General features: G+C 60.5%; 15 protein-coding genes and 1 pseudogene. 8 read left to right on the top strand and 8 right to left on the bottom strand.

Annotated elements, in window-relative coordinates; translation table 11 throughout:
* A pseudogene (locus tag M1L36_RS13470) lies at window positions 1-377 on the top strand (M24 family metallopeptidase); the annotation flags it as partial.
* 70 nt (window positions 378-447) lie between these two features.
* Window positions 448-1,611, top strand: coding sequence for a dihydropteroate synthase (locus M1L36_RS13465; RefSeq protein ID WP_369694241.1), 1,164 nt, complete (start codon window positions 448-450; stop codon window positions 1,609-1,611).
* Between the two features lie 24 nt (window positions 1,612-1,635).
* Here the strand turns inward: M1L36_RS13465 and M1L36_RS13460 are convergent, their stop codons facing one another.
* Window positions 1,636-2,001 carry a VOC family protein gene (locus M1L36_RS13460; protein ID WP_250874273.1) on the bottom strand — a complete coding sequence of 122 codons (366 nt, stop codon included), beginning with the start codon at window positions 1,999-2,001 and terminating at the stop codon, window positions 1,636-1,638.
* A gap of 131 nt (window positions 2,002-2,132) precedes the next feature.
* Between M1L36_RS13460 and M1L36_RS13455 the strand changes: the two genes are divergently transcribed.
* The 4 genes from M1L36_RS13455 (at window position 2,133) to M1L36_RS21630 (ending at window position 5,418) form a co-directional block, all read left to right on the top strand.
* The gene (locus M1L36_RS13455) at window positions 2,133-2,984 is read left to right on the top strand and encodes a cyclase family protein (protein ID WP_305794535.1); all 852 of its coding nucleotides are present in this window, start codon (window positions 2,133-2,135) and stop codon (window positions 2,982-2,984) included.
* On the top strand, window positions 2,985-3,971 hold the full coding sequence (locus tag M1L36_RS13450; RefSeq protein WP_250874271.1) for a fumarylacetoacetate hydrolase family protein: 987 nt from the start codon (window positions 2,985-2,987) through the stop codon (window positions 3,969-3,971).
* A gap of 68 nt (window positions 3,972-4,039) precedes the next feature.
* Window positions 4,040-4,600, top strand: coding sequence for a Rieske (2Fe-2S) protein (locus M1L36_RS13445; protein WP_250874270.1), 561 nt, complete (start codon window positions 4,040-4,042; stop codon window positions 4,598-4,600).
* A 377-nt stretch (window positions 4,601-4,977) separates the two neighbouring features.
* Window positions 4,978-5,418, top strand: a complete 441-nt coding sequence (locus M1L36_RS21630; protein ID WP_250874269.1) for a hypothetical protein — start codon at window positions 4,978-4,980, stop codon at window positions 5,416-5,418.
* A 225-nt stretch (window positions 5,419-5,643) separates the two neighbouring features.
* Here the strand turns inward: M1L36_RS21630 and M1L36_RS13435 are convergent, their stop codons facing one another.
* The 7 genes from M1L36_RS13435 to M1L36_RS13405 form a co-directional block, all read right to left on the bottom strand.
* Window positions 5,644-8,250, bottom strand: coding sequence for a heavy metal translocating P-type ATPase (locus tag M1L36_RS13435; RefSeq protein WP_369694240.1), 2,607 nt, complete (start codon window positions 8,248-8,250; stop codon window positions 5,644-5,646).
* Between the two features lie 326 nt (window positions 8,251-8,576).
* Window positions 8,577-9,794: a carboxylate--amine ligase gene (locus M1L36_RS13430; RefSeq protein WP_250874268.1), complete on the bottom strand. Its 1,218-nt coding sequence runs from the start codon at window positions 9,792-9,794 to the stop codon at window positions 8,577-8,579.
* Window positions 9,795-10,071: 277 nt separating this feature from the next.
* On the bottom strand, window positions 10,072-10,863 hold the full coding sequence (locus M1L36_RS13425; protein ID WP_250874267.1) for an FkbM family methyltransferase: 792 nt from the start codon (window positions 10,861-10,863) through the stop codon (window positions 10,072-10,074).
* Complete coding sequence (locus M1L36_RS13420; protein ID WP_250874266.1) at window positions 10,863-11,921, bottom strand: GNAT family N-acetyltransferase; 1,059 nt, start codon at window positions 11,919-11,921, stop codon at window positions 10,863-10,865. The genes M1L36_RS13425 and M1L36_RS13420 overlap by 1 nt, the downstream gene beginning before the upstream one ends.
* A gap of 300 nt (window positions 11,922-12,221) precedes the next feature.
* Window positions 12,222-13,151: a polysaccharide deacetylase family protein gene (locus M1L36_RS13415; RefSeq protein WP_250874265.1), complete on the bottom strand. Its 930-nt coding sequence runs from the start codon at window positions 13,149-13,151 to the stop codon at window positions 12,222-12,224.
* Window positions 13,141-14,220, bottom strand: a complete 1,080-nt coding sequence (locus M1L36_RS13410) for a DUF354 domain-containing protein (RefSeq protein WP_250874264.1) — start codon at window positions 14,218-14,220, stop codon at window positions 13,141-13,143. Before M1L36_RS13410 ends, M1L36_RS13415 begins: the two co-directional genes overlap by 11 nt.
* A 55-nt stretch (window positions 14,221-14,275) precedes the next feature.
* Window positions 14,276-15,241: a glycosyltransferase family 2 protein gene (locus M1L36_RS13405; protein ID WP_250874263.1), complete on the bottom strand. Its 966-nt coding sequence runs from the start codon at window positions 15,239-15,241 to the stop codon at window positions 14,276-14,278.
* Between the two features lie 741 nt (window positions 15,242-15,982).
* Between M1L36_RS13405 and M1L36_RS13400 the strand changes: the two genes are divergently transcribed.
* A complete protein-coding gene (locus M1L36_RS13400; RefSeq protein ID WP_250874262.1) occupies window positions 15,983-17,581 on the top strand; it encodes an alkaline phosphatase family protein in 1,599 nt (532 codons plus the stop codon).
* Window positions 17,582-17,600: 19 nt separating this feature from the next.
* The gene (locus M1L36_RS13395) at window positions 17,601-19,523 is read left to right on the top strand and encodes a hypothetical protein (RefSeq protein WP_250874261.1); all 1,923 of its coding nucleotides are present in this window, start codon (window positions 17,601-17,603) and stop codon (window positions 19,521-19,523) included.
* Window positions 19,524-19,549 lie beyond the last annotated feature (26 nt).

Genomic DNA, 19,549 nt, shown 5'->3' with positions numbered 1-19,549 from the left:
GCGTCGAGGTGTCGGCGCTTGCGGCGACCCGGCGTGTGGGACGGACCGGCGGCACCGCGGGCGACGTCTTCGAGACGATACGGGAGGCGTACGCCGCGGTCGGCCACGACGGGGAGTGGCGACACCACCACCAGGGCGGCGCGACTGGGTTCGCCGGTCGGGAGTGGTTCGCCTCGCCCGGCGACGACACGCCGGTCCGACTGCCGATGGGGTACGCGTGGAACCCGACGGTACAGGGCGCGAAGAGCGAGGGGACCCACCTCGTCACCGCCAAGGGCGTCGAGACGCTGAGCGCGACCGGCGACTGGCCGACGCTGACGGTCGAGAGCGTCGACGGTGAGTTGCGACTCGACCGACCCGTGCCACTCGGGTTGTGACGAACCGCCGAGACCACCGCACAGTGGCCGGATTCGGAGAGGCTTTGGACCGCGCTCGCTAACGTCGCCTGTGCGAGTTGTCGATGCCTCCGGGCTGGCCATCGGAGAGGGCCACCCACCGCGCGTGATGGGCGTACTGAATATGAGCGTCGAGTCGAACTACACCCCGAGCGTCCACGGCGTGGCCGCTGAGGCCGCCGAGTACGTCGACGAGGTGATGGTCCCCGAAGGAGCCGACATCGTCGACGTGGGTCTCCAGTCGAGCAACCCGAAGAACGACTGGTTCCCCGAAGAGACCGAGTTGGACCGCCTCGACGCCGCCCTCGACATGCTCGACCGCGTCGAGACCGAGGACGTGCTGTTCTCCATCGAGACCCGCTACGCGACGGTCGCCGAGCGCGCCATCGAGGGCGGGTTCGACATCGTCAACGACGTCTGTGGGTTCGCCGACCCCGACATGCCCGACGTGTGTGAGCGCTACGACGTCCCAGTCGTGAAGATGGCGAGTCCCCCTGACCTGAAGCGTCCGGGCCACCTGAAGGACATCGACGCCGTCTTCGAGGCGCTCGAACGCGAGGGGTTCACCGACAAGACCATCATCGACCCCGCGTTCGGCGGCTGGTACGACGACCGGACGTACGAGGACAACTGGGAGCTGTTCCGCCGGATGCGCGAGTTCCGCGCGTTCGGCCGGCCCATCCTCACCGCGACGAACCGCGAGGACTTCCTCGGGGACATCGCCGACCGACCGGACACCGAAGACCAACTGCCCGTCAGTCTCGCCGCGGCGACGATGGAGGTCGAACGCGGGGCGAACGTCGTTCGGACCCACGATATCGCGGACACCGTCGACGTGGTCGCCATCGCCCACGCGCTGGGCGACGACCGAGTCGTCGAGTCGACCCGCGACGCCCGCGCCGTCGAACTCACCGACGTCTCGCTTCGTGAGGTCGAACGCCACTTCTCGGTCCGGGAGACGGTCGACGACGCTGGCGCGCCGGCCGACGGGACGACGCTCACCTTCCTCGTCAGCGACCTCGCGGACGAAACGCGAACGGCGGTCGTCGATGCGGCCGTCGAACACGACCTCTCGCTCGCGCTCGACGACGACTCGCTGTTCCTCAGCGGCACTGCTCGCAGGCTCGGCCACCTCGCCGACGACCTGGGTGGCCGCTCGGAGGCGCTCTCGACGGTCGCGGGCACGCTCCGACGCGGCCTGACCCGTCGCGTCTGAGGAGACCGACGCGAGTTCGCACCATCACGCGAAGCTGATGAGTTCGAACTCGTGGCCCCACTCGTTGCGGACGGTCGCGACAGTGCCGACACCGACGTCGAACGGGCCGTCGACGACCTCGTACCCCCGGTCGGCGTAGTAGTCGGTCGCCCGCTCGACGTCGTCGACAAGGTAGTGGACCAGACCGTCGGGGACGTCGGTGTCCGTCGAGAGCACGATTTCGGCGACTCCGTCGTCGTGAGCGGGGAGTCTGTAGCCGACCTGTCCGTCGCGTTCCCAGATGCGGTCGAGTCCCAGCACGTCCTCGTACTGCGCTTTCGCGTCGTCGAAATCGGTCTCGGGGACGGTGTAGAGGATGCAGTCGATCGCTCGCAGGGTCGGGGCGTCCATCGATTTCGGGGTCGCCCATCGAGTACAAAGCCCACTCGTTTCGCAGGCAGTGACCGCCCGTTGTCCGCGGCTATCACCCGTCACCGACCGAACACTCATCGTGGTCCGCCGTGACGGACTCCCCGGAACACATGTTCTCGTTCGCGAACGTCACTCCGGTCGACCTCAGCATCGGTATCGAACCAGACGCGGTCAGCGAGCCGTGGCCCGCTCAGGTCGAGTACTTCGACCACGAGGCCGGTGCGGACCTGCTCGCGAGCAACCTCGCGGCGGCCGGCGTCGACGGCGTCGAGGGCGAGGACTTCCCCGACGGGCAGGGCCTCGCCTGGGAGGAGGTGACAGCCATCCCGCACACCGGGACGCACCTCGACGCGCCGTGGCACTACGGCCCCGAGGTCGACGGCGAGCCAGCGAAGACCGTCGACGAGGTGCCACTGGAGTGGTGCTGTGGTGACGCCGTCGTCCTCGACTTCACGTGGAAGGAGGTGGGCGGCGAGATTACTCTCGAGGAGATCGACGAGCAGCTCGCGGCCCTCGACCACGAGCTCTCGGCGGGCGAACTGGTATTCATCGAAACCGGTGCGGACGACCTCTGGGGCACGCCGGAGTACCTCTCGGCGTTCCCCGGGATGGGTGCGGCCGCGACGAAACACCTCGTCGAACAGGGAATCAAGGTCGTCGGAACCGACGCCTACGGATTCGACAAGCCGTTCGCCGAGATGGGTCGGCGGTGGGCCGACGGCGAGGACGAGTCCGAACTCTGGCCCGCACACTTCGCGGGCCGCGAGGTGGAGTACTGCCAGATCGAGAAGATGGCGAACCTCAACGCGCTCCCGCGACGGACGAACGTGCCGGTCGTAACCTTCCCGGTGGTCGTCGAGGGCGCGAGCGCGGGGTGGGTTCGGCCGGTCGCGTTCGTCGAGGACGAGGACGGAAGCACGGCCGACGCCGACCACGCGAACGATGCAACGGGGGGTGCGTAGATGCGCCTCGCGTCGTTCGAGGTGGCGACGGACGTCGGACCCGCGCGACGGGTGGGGGTCGTCGAGGACGACGGGACGGACGGGAATCCACGGTACGTCGACGTGACCGCGGGCTACGGCGCGTCGTTGGCCGCAGAAGGTCGTCAGTCGCCGGCGGCGCTCGCCGCGACGGAGGCACCGACCGACATGCAGTCGTTCCTCGAACGCGGTGGCTCCGCGATGGACGCTGCCCGCCGTGCCCGCGAGTTCGTCGCGTTCGACGCCGACGAGCGCGGGCCGGGCGGGGCGCGCTGCTGGTACGACGCCGACGAGGTCAGACTGCTGAGTCCGGTGCCCCGGCCCAACACGCTCCGGGACTGCATGGCCTACGAGGAGCACGTGAAGAATAGCCTCGGCGGCGAGGTCCCCGACGTCTGGTACGAACTGCCCGTCTACTACAAGGGCAACCCGGAGTCCGTCGTCCACCCCGGCGAGGAGGTCGAGTGGCCGAGCTACACCGAGAGCCTGGACTACGAACTCGAACTCGCGGCCGTCGTCGGTCGGGAGGGGCGGGACCTCGACGCCGAGGAGGCCAGCGACTACATCGCCGGCTACACCGTGTTCAACGACTTCAGCGCTCGCGACATCCAGGGCAAGGAGATGCAGGGCCGTCTCGGCCCGACGAAGGGCAAGGACTTCGCCAACGGGTTCGGGCCGTACCTCGTCACCGCCGACGCCGTCGACATCGCGAGCATCACGCTCACCGCCGAGGTGAACGGCGAGACGTGGTCGGAGGGGACGCCCGGCGAGATGTACCACACGTTCCCCGAACTGCTGGCGTACATCTCGCGTCACGAGACGCTGTACCCAGGCGACGTCGTCGGGAGCGGAACGGTGGGTCGGGGCTGTGGGCTGGAACTCGGGCGCTGGCTCGAACCGGGCGACACCGTCCGCCTCGGTGCGGAGGAGATCGGGAAGCTCGAACACACCGTCGTCCGGCCCGAGTGAATCGACGGCCGGGCAGGTGGCCGGGCAACGCGACTCCTTATCCCTTGGGAAGCCGTCAATCTCACTCGATGGGCGACCCAGTCAGAGTGACGCTCGAGACGGACGACGACGAGCGGTCGGTCCGACTGTACGACGACGAAGGGGCGGTCGAACTAGACGGCGTGGCGTTCCGGTTCGACGTCAGCGCGAAGGGCCGGTCCGTGGATGAGTCAGAAACCGATGCGACCGCCTCGAACGGGACCGCTGACCCGACAGATTCGACAACGGACCCAACGTATCTAACGACACTTGACGACATCCCCTCGAACACCACGCTCCGGTTCGAAGCGCTCGCCGGTCGCCGTGGTGTCGAAGGCATCGTTCAGCGTCAGGGTGACTCCGTTGTCGCTTGGGAGAACTCCTGTGCTCATGAACCCGACGTACGCATCGATAAGGGGATGGGTGCGTTCGTCATCGGTGGTCAACTCGTCTGTGACAACCACGGCGCACGGTTCAACTGTGATAACGGCTATTGCACCCGTGGCCCGTGTCAGGGCCAGTCGCTCCGTCCAATCGACCTCGAAGTGCGAGGTGACGGCGTCTACCTCACCGACGACCGGTTCGAATCCTGCCGAAAGATGGGTCTCTGACGGACCATGACCGAACTGCTTGGAAATATAACAAATTCAGTATGCGACTCGTAATGGGGACTGCTTATCGTTCGGTTCTCGGTCCGTCAGTGTAGATGCGCACAGGAATCGTCAGGTCGATACGGGGTGCTCGAACGACAGAGCGCACGGGCGACGATGGTACCGCCCGCATCGAGTGTGAGACGGACGACCTCCAACTCGGAGACAACGTCGGAGCGGACTGTGACTGTTTGACGGCGAGTGGTCAGTGCGGGATTGTTCGACGCCGAACTCTCGGCCGAGACGGTCGAGAGAACGTACGTGACGCCTTTCAACACCGAAGGCTTCGTGAACGTCGAACGGCCACTCGCTGGCGACGGTCGTTCGATGGCCACGTCGTGAAGGGAATCGTGGACACGACGGTGACGACCATCACCGGGTTCAAAGACCGCGGTGAAGACTGGTGGCAGACCATCGCCGTCCCGTCGGGCTACGAACAGTATTTCTTCGAGAAGGGAGCAGTCACACTCGTCGGAGTCGGGTTGACCGTCGCCGCCGTCAACGACGAGGTGGGGACGTTCGGTGTCACCATCGTTCTGGCGACCTACCGCCGGACGACGCTGTCGGAGAAGCCGGTCGGCGACTCCTGCACTTCGAAGCCGACATCCTCGCGAACTACGTCGAACGTGGTTGGTCGACTTCGTCAGCGGTCGCTTCGGACGGATTCGACGGGTGAGGGTCGCAGGTCGCAGGGGCAGGAGACTCAGCGAAGTGGACGGAGTTTGATGACCGACCCGTCACCCGCTCGGACCCACTCGGAGCCGTCTTCGGTGTCGTAGGAGTACGGCGTCCAGGACCCATCGTCGAATCGACTCCAGATCTCGCTTTCAGTCACTTCCTCACCAGTCGAGCAACGGTAGGTCAGTTCTCTCATCACTGTTCGACCGTCGTATTGGCCCCCTGAGAACATGGCCATAGCTGTTGATATGGAAACATGGATATCATCATTCTGTAGATTGTCAGAAAGTCAGCACGGAGGGGCCGCAATGGGGGACACGGGGCGTTTAGGCTTCTTGGAGCGTCGGTTTGACGTTCGAGAGGCGCATCGCGTTGCCCGTCACACCAACGGTCATCCCGGCGTCACCGAACAGGACGGCCGCCCAGATGGGAAGGCCGAACGGGACGGCGACGGCGAGCACTGCCTTCGCACCTAAACTGACCCAGATGTTCTGTCGGATGACACCGTTGGCACGGTGCGAGAGGTCGTAGAGATACGGCAGTCGCGAGAGGTCGTCGGCCATTAGCGCGACGTCGGCTGTTTCTAGGGCGGTGTCGGTGCCGGCCGCACCCATGGCCACACCTACGTCGGCGGTAGCGAGTGCGGGGGCGTCGTTGATCCCATCGCCGACCATCGCGACGGTACCGTAATCACGCTGAAGTGCCTCGATGGCCTCAACCTTCTCTTCGGGGAGGAGCTCAGCACGAACGTCGTCGACACCAACCTGCTTGCCGATAGCGTTCGCCGTCCGCTGGTTGTCACCGGTGAGCATCACGACGTGCTCGACGCCCAATTTGTGGAGTCGCTCGACCATCGCGGCCGCGTCGGGCCGAACCTCGTCGGCGACGGCGATGACACCCTCAAGTTCGTCGTCCGTCCCGACCAAGACGACGGTCTTGCCCTCCGACTGGAGCCGGGGGACCATCTCCTCTAGCAGGTCGAGACAATCGTTGCGCTCACAGAGTTGCTGAGACATCGCCGTAATCCGTCCACCGTCTGTGGTGGCGTGGACGTGCGAGAGGTCGAAGCCGAGTTCTTCGAACAGTCCTGGCTTTCCTGCAAAGTGTGGGATCCCATCGAGGTCTGCCCGAACGCCCTTCCCGGTGAGACTCTCGAAGTCACTGACCTCCCGCTTTGTGACATCGCGACCGTCTGCTTGCGCCACAATCGCCTCACCGATGGGGTGTTCCGAGCGCGTTTCGAGTCCACGGGCACAGCGAAGCACGTCTTCCTCGCTGTTGCCGTTCAACGGGACGACGTCGGTGACGACGAGTTCGCCTTTAGTGAGCGTCCCCGTCTTATCGAGCGCAATGGCGTCGGCCTCGCCCATCGCTTCGAGGTGGTTGCCCCCTTTGATGAGGACGCCGTTCTTTGCGGCGCTGGTGATACCCGACACGACGGAGACAGGGGTTGAGATGACGAACGCACACGGGCACGCAAGGACGATAAGCGTCAATCCACGGACGAACCACGTCGTCCAACTCGCCTCGAACGCGAGCGGTGGAACAACCATCGCGGCCAGCGCGACAGCCACCACGACCGGTGTGTAGTAATTCGCGAACCGCTCGACGAACTGCTCGCGGTCGGTCTTATTCAACTGGGCGTCCTCGACCATCGAGACGACCCGTGCGATGGTATTGTCGCTCGCATCGCTCGTCACCTCCACTTCGAGGTAGCCCCCCTCGTTGACGGTCCCCGCATAGACCTCGTCGCCAGTCGTCTTGTCGACTGGGACCGACTCGCCCGTGATAGGTGCTTGGTTGACCGCGCTTTCACCGTCGACGACCGCACCATCCATCGGGATTTTCTCCCCGGGACGGACGAGCACCACTTCGCCGACCTGGACATCGTCGACCGGAACGGTTTGCTCTCGACCATCACGCCGAACCGTCGCCTCGTCCGGCGACAGGTCCATCAGCTCTTGCAAGGAGTTTCGTGTCTTGTCCATCGAGTAACGTTCGAGCAACTCCGCGACACTGAACAGGAACGCGAGTGTCGCGGCCTCGAGGTACAGCGCCGCGCCGAATCCGAGGCTTGCGACGAGCGCACCAATGATCGCACTGCTCATCAGCAGGTCGATGTCCAGATTCAGATTCCGAGCGGAGTAGTACCCGTTTTTGAGGATTGCCTGCCCACCGACAGCGACGGCGACGAGAAACAGCACATCCGCCAGCAAGAGGCCCTGACCGAGTACACTGGCGACGGGGACGTTGCTTCCGTCGAGAACGAATTCGAACAGCAACCCGAACACGACTAGCACACCACTTAGCCATGTCTTGATAGCTCGTCGACTACGCCAAACGCTCTCACTGCCGGGGACGTCATGAGAGTGTCCGTTACCGTCCCCGGACTCCTCGTCAGCGTTCGTTACCTCGTAGCCCGCCCCTCGGATGGCCTCAACCACCTCGCGTCGCGAGACCGACGCTTCGTCGAACGTCACGTCGACCGTCCCGTTCGTCGGGCGTGTCTCGTAGTTGTTCACACCACCGACCCTACCGAGCGCGTTCTCGACTTTCCCCGCACACGAGGCGCAGTCCATCTCCGGGACGGAGAACCGCTCGGTTCGGGCACCAGAACGTGACTCAACGTCGTACCCGGCCCGTTCGACACGGTCGGCGATTGCGTCCGCATTAGTCTTCGTGTCGTCGTAGGCGACGAGGAGGCGTCCGCTCATCACCCGTGGGTCGACGGAGTCGATACCATCGAGTTTCCGGACGCTCGTCTCGACCTTGCTCGCGCACGAGGCGCAGTCCATCTCCGGAACGGCGAGTTCAGCAGAGGTCCGATCACCTCCCGATGAGTTTGACGCCTCGGCATCCCGACTTTGTTGAGGGGAAGGCAGAGGTTCCGCGTCTCCCTCGTTCGGTTCCGATCCCCCAGGAGGCCCAGTCATAGTCGAGGCTAGCAGCCACTCCCTTATGAAGTCAGCTGTTATAAAACCGGGTATTTGGCGTATTCATTAACAAACTGCCCGCTATAGATTGCTAACAACGTTGGAGCAGGTTCACTGTTGAGCGTGGATTCCCGAAGCCAGTTCATAAACGCATACCATACCAAATTTTGTCAACTGAGACTCACGGGGTCCGTTTCTTTACAGAGAGATACCCACAGATACCAAGTCCACCGTCATGAACCGACAGCAGTTCGCCCACTATACCGCGTTGTTTCGTCTCGCATCTCTCGCCGGGAATGGTTCGATTGCTTGGGGGGCAGGGGTCGTCACCGAACACCCCCACCCAGAAGCACGTTTCGCGTCCGAGGAAGAACGCCGAGAAGCGGTAAGGGGTCTGAGAGCGAGAGAAACTCCTCACGAGTAGTAAAGAACGACGTAGTGAACGGAACCAGCGCCGAGTAGTTCCCATTCGAGAGGTTCTCACGGAGCCAGAGGATATCAGTGTAGAATAACTTGCGCTGACGGACGTCTGTGCGGTAGCCGTGGTTGTCTTCGATACGTAGTGGCTCACCGGTCAGGTGCTGGAAGTGGTATCTAGGGATATCAACGCCACTGTTGATTGTGAGCGCGAGCGAGCCCCAGTACCGACCGTTGACCTCGAGGAGATAGAAATCCTCGTCGGCAGTCTTCATCCACTCCACGTGCAAGGGACCAGTCCAGCCCAACATCTCGACAACTCGTTCAGTGTACTCGCGCATCTTCGGTTCCCACGTCCCCTGACGGACTGCACCGATACCGCCAGACGGGGGGTAGACCCGGAATTTCTTGTGCTGGAAGTGCATGAGGAGTTCCCCCTCAACAGCTAGTCCAACCGTCGCCATTGTCTCAACACCGTCGATGAACTCCTGAACGATTGGAGGATACCGTTCGAACGCAGGGCTGTCACCGACCAAGCCCCGGTATCGAGCGGCCAGGTCCTCGTCCATCGAGACATAGTTCTCACCGGAAAGTCGACTGGAGTACCCCCGTCCTCCGACGTGCATCGTCGTCCGGCGTGGCTTGACGACGACCGATGTACTTCGCTCGTCGGTGATGTCGTCGATATCGTCGATCGTACCGGGGGAGACTGTCCAGGGTGTCGGAACATCGATGTCGGCAGCCGCCTCGAACAGCAGCCCTTTGTCGTTCGCCGATTGGTGGGTCTGCCACTCTTCGACACCGATGGCAGTCCCAGTCGCCTCCAGCAGTTCTTTGTTCTCAGAGAGAATCGTAGTCATCAAGTCCGTGACACAGAAGACCGCGTCGTAATCGTTCTCTCGAAGATGCCTCTCGAGGTCATCGACGAACGCATGGTAATCCTGTCGCTCGTTGGGATAGACGTACGAATCGCCGGTCGACTTCGAGAGCATCGCCGGGAGGTAGCGGGAGTTGCCCCCAGCAGTCACTGTGACACCCATCTTGTTTAGACTGCGAGCGAGGGCGAGTGCGTTCTGTGCCTGCCCGTCCAGAACAAGCGCCGAGAACTGTTGTTCGTTAGACATCATTCGGGTTGGTGAGCGTGTCAGGGGATAAACATCGGCGTTCGTTGCGCCATAGATGCGTCCGTGCCTATCGTGAAGGGCAGTCGTACACCGGTCGACTCCCGAGACGATTCGTCACGAAGAGAACGAGTGCGCGGCTACTGGACAATCCGGCCCGCCGACCAGCCAAGGCACATCCAACCAATCTCTCAGGAAGTACGGTGGGCTTTCGTCATCACCGCCTCCGAATAAAGACCCGAGAGACGACCGTCTCAAGAGACGAGAGGGAGGATAACTCTCTCTATCGAGTCGCCGCGACGTGGTAGACTCCGTTGCGGTTGTACGTTGGTTCCCCGAGGTGCATGATGGTAAACCCTTGTTCAATGAGGAACTCTTCGACCTCATCAGCGCTCGTTCCATAGCGAGCCGTCTTCTCGACGTGCAGCTCCGCATAGATCCTCTGGACTGTGTCAAGAGTCGTGCCCAGTCCCCTGAGCACATCGAGTTCCGCCCCCTGAACATCAATCTTCAGCACGGTCGGAGCCGGAGTCCCGTTGGCAACGAGCGATTCGCCGCGACGGGCCCGAATTGGAAGTCCTTCGTCAAGAGGTGACAAGAAATGGTGGCCACTCCCCGGTTCGACTACTCCTCTTTCGAGTTTCGCACTCTGGTCGCGTTCCGCAAGTGCGACAGGGAGCACCGTCCAGCGGTGGCTCGGGCTGTTGCCCGCAAGATTCTCTTCGAGTCGGAGGGCGTTGGTCGGTTCCGGTTCGAATGCGACTACGTGCCCTTCAGTGACAACTGTCGCAGCGAGACACGCGTACGTCCCGACACAGGCACCGATGTCCCACACGACATCGGCCGGTTCCAGTTCGGTGACGAACGCCTCAACGAGTGCCGTTTCTCCGAGGAGCGTCGAAGCCCGGAGGTACTCAGACTTCGTCGTCGTTTTGAACGTAGCCTCCACGTCGCAGACGCACGTTCGATACCGCCACCATGAGGCGGCAAGTTTGACCCGCCAGTAAACCCCCGACAACGCTGGTGCGAGGCCGAGTCGTTGACTTATGCCCCAGACTGACTGCATCGTCGACATCAGTCGGACTCACTCGCTGTCCGGTTCGACCACTCGTTCTCCGCGAGCGTTCCGAGTCGACCAACGAGGCCGTACGCAGACTTGGCGACAGTCATCCCCGGACCGGCCGACTCGACGACATAGTACGGGACGAGTTGTCCACCGAACTTCGATTTGTACTCACAGAGTCGGGCCGTGTTCGCACCGAAGAGGTCGTACTGTGTGATGTGTTCGTACTCTGGATTCTCCAGCAGGTCGCTGATAATCTCCCAATGGAGGAAACTGTTAGTCGTCGCATCTCCGAAAGTGTGACGGACACCCCCCTGCCAGAAGTACGCCGTAGTGTCGCTGTAAATGACGATAATACCTCCCAGATACTCGTCATCCGGTCCCCGACTGACGAACACCCGTGTGTGATCGCCAAGGGAGACGAGGAGGTCGCGAACAAACGACCACGTCAATGAGTAGGTGCGGTCCTGTTCAGCGTATCGCTCCGCACAGTCCTCGTAGATGAGTCGTGCACCGTCGATGCCCTCAGTATCTACGGTTATCGGTTCCTCAGTGGCTGCTCCGATTTCTCGCCTGAGACTTCGACTGAACCCCTGTTTCACTTCGTCGGCTGTTCGGTCGCCGACATCGAGCCGATACGTGAATCGCGTTTCGACATCAAGTCCTTCCCACTGGAACGGACGAGGGTCGGTGTGTTCGGGGAGACAGATCGCACGAAGCAGTGAGAAACTAGATTCAGTGCTGAGTCGCTCGAGCACGGCTGCCGTAAACGTCTGATTGAGCTTCTCGCGTTTCCGCTGTTTCGGACTTGCTGGCAATAGGATAGGCCCTTGATGAGGAAGACCAAGGCCGGGCGGTGGAGACGTGACGATAGACCCGACGGCATTGTTCCGCGTATTGACGGGAAACACACCAACGAGTCGGTCCCCGTTGTATCCCGCGAATATGTCGATATCACCGCTCACGTGCCGGTCGATGACACGGAGCGTCTCTGGACGGTGAAAGACGCTGACCTCGGACGATGACCGTTCCGATGCCCACTCGTCGATGCTAATCGATTCGACCTCCATATGTGCCACCAGAAGACTATCGAGGCCATTGTAGTTGGGAAGCTACAGTCAATACTCATCTATACAGCGGTTATTTACTTCCAGATGACATGAGTGCCGTATTCATTCAACTAGTCCGTTCGACAATGCAGAAGTTCCGAAGACGACGGCTCGTACGACCACGCAGTTTGGCGCTGACAGGCAGTCGTCACCATTTTGGGACGGTCGAAATGGTGTACAGACAGAGTTAACCGGTGGATGAGGCTATTGACAACCCCAACCTACAGAGTGTCGAGACCCGCCGTCACCCGAGGTTCGACCTTACGACCGAGGGGGAATGTCGGGCGACACAGCAGGACCGACCGGAGAGGTCAAGGCATCAAGCAATTCGGGGTCGTCACTGAGCGTCCTATAGAGCTCTCCGGGGGGACCCACCCACGCCCCCATCTCTAATGCACGTTCGATGATTCGTCGGTAGAGTTCACCGTAGCGTGGGAACGCGATGTCGCTGAAACACCGTTGATGCCAATCGACGGTCATCACAGCATCGTTTTCACGGGCCTCTTCGAGCAATCGCTCACATTCACGCCAAGCGTGGTCGTAGTCGTTCGAGACGTTAGGCAACGTGATATCCATCAGCGTCAGTGGAAAGACGACGAAGCCGTCGAACGGCCTCACGAGCCCGTATCCGTGGTCGAAACCGTATCCCGTACTCGAACCAAGCGTCGTATCGTATCGAAGTCCCACCTCGGCGTGGTGCTGCCACGTCTCCGGGATGGAGAGGTTCAGATAGTGCTGTCTGCCACCGACGATCTCGTGGCCGACAATCGCCTCAACGACTGATTTCTCGTAACGGAAGCGCTTCAGGTCAGCGAACGATCGGTATGACCCGTGAACTCCGACCTCCCATCCACCATCGTCGAGTTGTCTGACGGTATCGGCGACGGCATCGGAATTCACATCGTACCGACCACGATACAATACCCAATTGTTCGGTCTCAGCCATTCTCGGACCGGGAAATCCGTGAAGAGGTCTTTCTCAACGAGGAAGTAGAACGCCGAGCGGACGCCGAGCGACGCTTCGAGGTTCATTATCGTGTCGAACTGCCAGTACGTGTTCCGCCCGGGCAGTACTGACGCGAACCGGGAGATATCCCGGTCGCGAGCGCCATAGTACAGCCCTCGGAGACCCTCCCGGGTTCGGTCGACATCGTGTGTGAGACAGAGTGCGAACTCATACTCACCGAGCATTGTTCTCTCCTTCGTCAATGATTAGATTGATCATGTGTTCAGTCACGTCCACTTTTTCTGCAAGTAGTTTCGTCCGTCGTCGCCGCCATCTGGTCCGAGCAGACGAATCGCCTGCGAGTCTACCGGCAGTCTTCAGCGCGTCCGTCTCGTCTGCCGTTGAGTAGAGCAAGCGGTATCGCTGCTGTAACTCGACGAAGTTGCTCATGTCGTCTGTACTCCCTGCGTACGAAGCCACTCGAATGGCAGGCGTCCCCAGTAACGCCGCTTCGGTCGCGACCGTTCCGGAGTCGCCCACGTACAGGTTCGCGTTCGCTACCAGGTGGTGGAACCACGCTGGCGGTACCGGTACTCGGTGTCGTTCGAGGTCGGCGGGAAGTGGTCCCTCACTCGAGATGTACACCGCACCGTGCTCAGCCAGTTTCTCAACAAGTTCTCGCTTCCCAGCTGGTGACAACCCGTGGTGAGAGACGTCGTGATGGGCCCCCCAGGCGACGAACCTAACGACTGAATACGGTTCGGTGGGGTTGACCCCATACGTCTGAAGGTCAACTTCACGGGCATTGAATCGACTCGGATGGAGATACGCCAGTTCGTGATAGCCGTCATACCGGACCTGTTTGGTCCCGAGCGAACGGTCAAACGCTGCAGGAGTACAGACGACGTCTGCGAACGGGTGGGTCAACCATCCCGCAACGCGGGAGGCCTCGCTGTCGTTGTAGATGACGCTCCGGCAATCGAGTACCGACCCGACCTGTGCGACGGCTGGGTTAAGAACACCGACGACGACATCGGGGTCAAATCGCCGAGCCGTCGCGAGGAGCCGACCAGTCCGTAGGACCCACTCGCGCGCGAGGCCAGTCGTCCCAGACCCCATCGACGTGAGTTCTCGGTGCTCGATGCCGTACGCGTCGAGCAATTCGCGGGTACATTCCTTGTCACGAGAGGTGACGACCGTCTGGTGACCCCGTGCATTGAGGGCATTAATCGCGTGACGGAACAGGTGAACGTGTGCGGGATGACCGATGTCGAACAGGACACGGACAGACACTGGGTCGCGCGTCGTCGTCACCGCAGCTGCTTCCCGTCGTGAGGTCTGTTCTGGGACCTGTCTTGGGAGACGGTGTTCACGCATCGAACGTCACCCACAATCGGCGATTTGCTTCCTTATCGAAGTATGCCCCGAGTCCCAGGAGTGTGAGCCCCAGGCCACTCAATATGAGCGACTGTTCGAGCCAGTCGAAGTCGATTAGTGCGACTGGTATTTGAAGCAGTAACAGCCCGCCGAGTACGTAACACACGACGACTGGATGTACCCAACCGTCGACGTACCTCATGCGGAGCCGCCAGAGGAAGTTCCGAAACAGCATCCCCGAAACCCGAACGATGTACTCAGGATACGAGATGCTACTCTCTTCGTCACCGTAGACAGCAGGTACGGGAACATCAGCCACACGCATTCCGTTGACGTTCAGCTTGACGAGTAGGTCGTTACAGTACCCGTAGTACTCGTACATCGAGTCGATGTCGATGGCCTCCAGCGCGGGGAGTGAGATGGCGGTGTACCCGTTCTGTGGGTCGGAGAGATTCCAATACCCACTCGTAATTCGGGTGAGACCAGAGAGGACGATGTTGCCGAACAGTCGCCAGCGGGACATCCCCTGATGAGAGTCTTTCCCATAGAGTCGGTTCGCCTTCGTGTACTCGGCGTAGCCCCCAACGATTGGGTCCAACAACTTCGTTAGGTAGTCAGGGTTCATTTGTCCGTCACCACCCATCACGGCCGTCACGTCGATTTCGTCGGTAAGGGCGTGCTTGTACCCCGTTTTTATCGCACCACCGACGCCACGGTTTTGTTCGTGACGGATGCCGACAACACGTCCAATCGTCGGTTCCATGAAGTCAACAGGGTCGTTCGACGTGACGGCGTGGTCAGACCGTGATATTATCTCGTTCCACGTGTCGTCGGTCGAAGCATCGTCGACGACGTAGATGCGGTCTACGTACGGCGGCATCGTTTCTATGACCTCACCGATGAACGGCTCCTCGTTGTACGCTGGAACGACGACGCCAACGGATTTCTCGTACAACATCACGGAGTTCCGGCGTCACCGCCACAAAAGTGTCGTTCGCGAACGGTTCGGCACCCAAATTGGTCGTCTGTGCAGACATCGGGGATAGCGTATCGATTCATGATAATCGGCGCGAGCGGACACAGGACAGACCGAGTCAGCAACTGGATCTGTCGAGAGTCCTCGCGACTCGAAGTCTGATATGATGTTTCTATGGTAAGTAATGTGGAGCGTGATTCTCGGTTCCCGATACAAGCCAGTGAAGCGGTCACTCACCCTGAAAGGGGAGTATGGCGAAAAACCCCGAATTCATAACGAGGAGGCCAAGTGTCGACTGGTGCCGCCCCTAAACATGAAAGTAACACATCATTCTGCCGGTTCGGGACGAAACCAACGCATACGACCAATCACATCAGGGTTTACTACGGCCCGTAGCTAATCCAACATCTCAATCCAAGCCATCAAACGACGATATTTCGGTGTTTCAGAGGTCAGTTGTGAGTTTTTCGGAGCACTTCCGGCCACAGTGTCGATTAGCTACCGTTTCATCCATGATAGGCTAGAACACCAGATTTTCAGCATCACCTGAGAATTGTCGCTTTTCTGTCAATGCGTGGCTAACAAAGCACGGTGCGGGCACTCTGCCGTACAGACGGAGAGTCTACACATGAGTACGATACTGACCGACCATTCGTCGGACTGTCCCGAGGGTTGTGATGAGACGAGTCGTAACGGCAACCGGTCGATACGGAGGGTCTAAGCGTGAGTGAAAAGGGCCGCGTTCGTAAACAACAGGCGTCTCGGGCCTTTGTCCTTGGCCTCGATGGAGTACCCTGGGATCTCATCGAACAATGGTCTCAAGCGGGAGAACTCCCAAACTTCGCTCAACTCATAGAGGACGGCGCAGCAGGACCACTCAAGAGTACGGTTCCCGCGAACACGCCAATCGCCTGGCCATCAATTTCGACTGGCTGTTGGGCCGATAGCCACGGAATCTACGAGTTCTACAAACTCCGAGCTAACCGGTCGAAACGCGCGTACAACCAAACGGACCGGCGGCAACCAGCGCTGTGGAACCTGCTCTCGCCAGCAGTCGTCGCCAACGTCCCGATGACATATCCACCGGAGACCATCGACGGGAAGATGGTCTCGGGAATGATGACTCCCAATGTCAACTCCGGGTTCACCGAACCACCAGCACTCGGTGACGAGATTCTCGACCGTATTGACGACTACACCATCGAACTTCAGTGGGACGAGTACGATGATGACGACCGCCTCGTCCGGGACATCCACTCTTTGGTCGAGACACGGCGTGAGTTGATGCGGCACCTCATGGAGACCCCGGAGTGGCGACTGTTCTTTTTTGTGTACGTCGCACCGGACCGACTCCAACACCGCGTCTGGGATGACGAGCGGTTGCTCGAACATTACCACTATCTCGACGACATTCTCGGCGAGGTCATTGACTACTGTGATGAGCGAGAGAGCGCCCTTTACGTTGTCTCTGACCACGGCTTCGGACCTGTTTCGTCGTCAGTCTACGTCAATCGGGTACTCGCCAACCACGGACTTCTCACGAAACGTAAGCCCGATCGGAGTCAGTCGCTGCTGTCCTCACTTGGCATCACCCGCTCGCGCGTTGTCGATACCGCCGCAGCAACCGGCCTCGATGTCCAAGCACTGGCAAAACGCCTTCCTCGCGACCTCGTCGATTCGGTCGCGAAGCAAGTGCCCGGCACCCATAGCGTCTACGACGTCGACTTCAGCCAAACACGGGCGTTCCTTCACGGCCTCGGGAGCATCTACGTCAACGACACCCACCGATTCGAATCGGGAATTGTCGAACCCACCGACGTCAAGAAGGTGAAAACGGAGGTGATGAGTGCACTACGCGGGCTGCGGGTACCTGGAAGGGACACCGCACCAATAGTGGTCCACGACGGAGCAGACCTCTTCCCAGACGATCCAGATGCCCCGGACGTCGTCGTCGAACCAGAAGCAGGCTACATGGTGAGCACGCGCCTTGCTGATGAGGTAGTCGACGACCACACACCCGTCGTCGCTAACCACCGCCCAGAAGGGGTGTTCCTCGCCAGGGGGCCAGACATCGCGCCCGGGGCGTCGCCCGACGGGGCAACCGTCGTTGACGTCGCTCCGACGATTCTTCACGGCCTTCAAGAACCGATTCCCGAGGCGTCGGACGGACGCGTTCTCTCAGAAATATTCGTGGACGGTTCCATGCCGTCCGTAGAATCACCGAGGGTTCGGTCGTACCAGACCGACCGCAAAACAAGCAGTGCGACCGGAAAACACGATATCGTTGAGGACCGCTTGCGTGGCCTCGGCTACGTGGAGTAATCAACAAACCAGCACATCAATGACTACGATACTCAATAAAAATCGACCCGAACTTCGAAACTGGACCGTCGAACGCCGTCAAGTACTGTTCGCTAAGCTCACACTCGCTGTGGGATTCTTCGCGCTCGCAGCGGGGATGTGGAGTGCCTATCAGAACCCTGCAAACGGCTACGAGTTGTCAATATACGCTGAGACCCCAATCGCGTTTTGGGTCACGCTCGTGTTCGCGCTGTTCGTCTCTGCCGGCCTGTCGCTCCATCCCGGGCTTTCACCCACACTCAGGACGGCATCGGTGGGACTGGGGGTGATGGTGGGAATGGCACTCGTTGGACTCCCGTTGTTGCGAGGGTACTACTTCTTCGGGTCTGGGGACTCACTCACACACCTCGGGTGGGTGAAAGACATCATCGCAGGGCGCCTGGACCCCCTCGAGTTCATGTACCCTGCTTCACACCTCGTTGCGATATTCATCGGTGAAAGTGCGGGCATCTCCTCTCGACAGGCAGTGATGCTGATGGTCTTTGTCTACGCCATCGTCCCATTCATCTTCGTCCCGATGTGCATGCGTCAGTTCACCGACCGTCTGTGGACGATTCCCGTCGGACTGTTCTGCGCGCTCATGTTGCTTCCCGTCAACAACATCAGCGTCCACCTGATGTCGCATCCGACGACACAGGCAATCTTGCTCCTGCCGTTCGTACTGTATCTCCTGTTCCGATACATGCGCCTCCCAGTCGCCGACGAGAAGCCGTGGGCACGTGCAAGCGCTTGGGGTGTCGCGCTTGCGTTCACCACTGTCGGGTTCGTGTTTGTCCACCCACAACAAGGGGTGAGCCTGCTGTTGTTGTTCCTCACTATCTCCACGGTAGGACTTGTCCTGACTCGCCTTGCACCGGACCACATCGCCCGAAACCACAATCCATTGTACGCACAGACACTGTTACTCGGAGCGCTCGTCCTTTACTGGCTCCCGCGCCACGTCCGTGCGACTGGTGCATTCGAGGCGGTCATCAGTCGCCTCCTCACGGGCCGGGCGACACCAGGTGACGACATCGCCCACCAGAGTACGTCGCTGCTCCAGGTGGGTGGAAGTATCGAGGAACTGTTCATCAAGATATTCTTAATCACGGCGGTGATGATGGTGTTCGCCGCAGCGTTCGTCGCGCTCTCGATGCGTGATTGGCAGCTTACGAGTGCAAACGACGAAGCATTCAGCCAGTACATCGCCGCGGCCGCGTTCCCGCTTGGAGCGCTGTTCTTGCTCTATTTCCTCTCGGGAGTGACGAGGCAACACTACCGCCAGATCGGGTTGATCGTGATGTTGGTGACCGTACTCGGCGGGGTCGCAATTGTCTACGGCGCAGACCGTCTCACTCAGCGCTTCTCAACTCAGACGGTCGCAGTTGGAATCGGAGCCGTACTTGTCCTTTTCGTGCTACTCTCTGTACCGGTGTACTTCGCGTCGCCGTACATCTACCAGCCGACACAGGACGTGAGCCAAACCGAACTTCAGGGCTATGATTTCGCGGTCAGTCACGGAGCTGACTACCGGTACGTCGGGATTCGAAACGGTCCGGGCCGAAGCTTCGATGGACTGTACGGACAGATTGGGGGTGCAGCAGAGGATGCCCCGCTACGTGGTAGTCAAGTCCCCACAGAAGTCTTCAATCGGGGGCAGTTGGCCCAATACTACGGAGATTCTCGGTATCTCATCGTCACGACCGCGGACATCGCCCGAGAAGAAGGACTCTGGAACGGTCTTCGGTACACTGCTGATGGATTCGAGAGTCTCGATCGGCAACCGGGAGTCAACCTCGTCTACTCCAATGGCGAAGTGAGGTCATTCCTCATCGCCGAATCGGCCACCGAATCGAGTACCGAGCGGGCGCGAGAGACGACACAGCGCTCACAGACAGTACGGGGGAGTCACTCAATGGGATGACGTCTACGAGCAGACGATCATTGCTG

This window comes from Halomarina rubra (assembly GCF_023699475.1).
Taxonomy (GTDB): domain Archaea; phylum Halobacteriota; class Halobacteria; order Halobacteriales; family Haloarculaceae; genus Halomarina; species Halomarina rubra.
The sequence above is the reverse complement of the archived record's forward strand: the minus strand, read 5'-3'. Positions and strand labels throughout refer to the sequence as shown.